This is a genomic window from Flavobacterium oncorhynchi (assembly GCF_002217355.1).
GTDB lineage: Bacteria > Bacteroidota > Bacteroidia > Flavobacteriales > Flavobacteriaceae > Flavobacterium > Flavobacterium oncorhynchi.
This window is the reverse complement of sequence record NZ_MUHA01000043.1, coordinates 1-2,038: the sequence shown is the minus strand read 5'-3', so window position 1 is coordinate 2,038 and position 2,038 is coordinate 1. Positions and strand designations below refer to the sequence as shown.

Annotated in this window: 1 protein-coding gene; it reads right to left on the bottom strand. The window is 40.2% G+C overall.

All coding sequences use genetic code 11. The features are described 5' to 3' along the window. Positions 1-1,946, bottom strand: a 1,946-nt coding sequence (locus B0A75_RS20155; RefSeq protein WP_123872427.1) for a DUF11 domain-containing protein, incomplete at its 3' end; no start/stop codon positions are given. Positions 1,947-2,038 lie beyond the last annotated feature (92 nt).

Genomic DNA, 2,038 nt, shown 5'->3' with positions numbered 1-2,038 from the left:
GTATAACGAACCGTTACCGAAGTATCTGCAGCAACATTTGCAGGCGTATAAGTCGTTCCTGAAATCGTTCCGCCTCCTGAAACTACAGTCCAAGTTCCCCCTGCCGGTGTAGCTGATAATGCTTTGGTGGTATTCTCACAAATAGAAGCCGTGCTTGTAGTATTGGTTGCCGTTCCTGAGAATGGGTTTACCGTAAAGATTACGTCTGATGTTGTTGCTGCACATGATCCATTGGCTGCAACTGTATAACGAACTGTTACCGAAGTATCTGCAGCAACATTTGCAGGCGTATAAGTCGTTCCTGAAATCGTTCCGCCTCCTGAAACTACAGTCCAAGTTCCCCCTGTTGGTGTAGCTGATAATGCTTTGGTTGCATTCTCACAAATAGCAGCCGTGCTTGTGGTATTGGTTGCCGTTCCTGAAAATGCATTAACGGTAAAGATAGCATCCGAAGTTGTAGCAGGACATGATCCTACTGCTGCAACAGTATAACGAACCGTTACCGAAGTATCTGCAGCAACATCTGCTGGTGTATAAGTCGTTCCTGAAATCGTTCCGCCTCCTGAAACTACAGTCCAAGTTCCCCCTGCTGGTGTAGCTGATAATGCTTTGGTGGTATTCTCACAAATAGAAGCCGTGCTTGTGGTATTGGTTGCAACAACAGCAGCTGTAGGGACTGGGGTTACAGAAGATGAATTATTCGTTGCATTTGTATCGAGAATATCGGCCGATGCTATAGTTGCCGTGTTTGAATAAACACCCGACGGATTTACAGTAGCAACTATCGACAAAGTCGGCGTAGCTCCAATATTTAACAATCCAACATCCCAAACGCCAGTTACTGAATTATAAGTTCCAACAGAAGGCGTGGCAGATACAAACGTATATCCCGAAGGCAATAAATCTGTAACTTTTGTATTCGTTGAATTACTAGGGCCAGTATTATTAGCTGTTAATGTAAATATAACATCACAACCCACTCGTGGAGACAAGCTACTTGCAGCTTTTGTTACTGCTAAATCCGCATCTATTATACCTTCTATTAAGTCAATAAAAACACCTGAATCTAGCGTCGAATCGCCAGCATCTGCAATAACAACCTTAAAAGTATAAGTACCGCCTGGAGTCAAACCCGTAACATTCCTGGTTATCAACTTTGTCAAACCATTGAACTCTACAAAAACTGGAAAAGGACCTGGTTGAGGTTGAGGATTTGTAATGTATCTGCCTCCTGAAACCGTAGTCGTATGCCCATTATTAATATATAGAGCAGATTGTGTACCATCATAAGCCGCAATTGGTGGAAAACCACTATTACCGGGTACTCCTGAATTTACCTTATTAATTGATGTCGCGTTACCATTTGGTAGCGTTGCCATATTTAGCGTACCTGCAATTCCAGGACCAGTAACAAAAAAACCAAATGCATCGTCATAGGATGACCCTACATAATCAGGATACTCCTCTGAACCAAATTGATATCCAATTTTTAAACCCGAAATAGTAGGCCCTAATGTAATTGTAAACGAATACGAAACTAAATCTCGTGTAGCTGTTGCATCAATTGTAGATAAATTAGTATCCGATAGCGTAACACCATTTGCTGGAGTAAAAGTATTTTGAGTTCCTGTGTTTTTATTCGCCAATTCAAAAGGGGCATTTCCAGTAGAAAAATAAGCTCCACTTGGCAGTCCTAATCCTGCTCCAGCAACTCCATTTGTAAATGTAGCTACTTGATTAGCCCTTACAGTCGCAATAGGCGCAGCACCACTCAAAGTACCTCCAGTGATAACAATTCCTGGACCATTGAGTGCTGAATTAATTTGAGCATTAGTGGGATTTGCGACTACAGTAGCCTGTGAATACAAAAAAAAAGAATTAAATAAAATAAAAAAATAAAGTATTTTTCTTAAAACATTAAATGCTGATGGTAGTTTTTTACTCATAAAAATTATTTTTAATTTTGCCGCGAAAATATAAAATTAAAACCACAACTCCCTTATTTGGAGCCGATTTAAATTAAAAAAAAAAAAAAAAA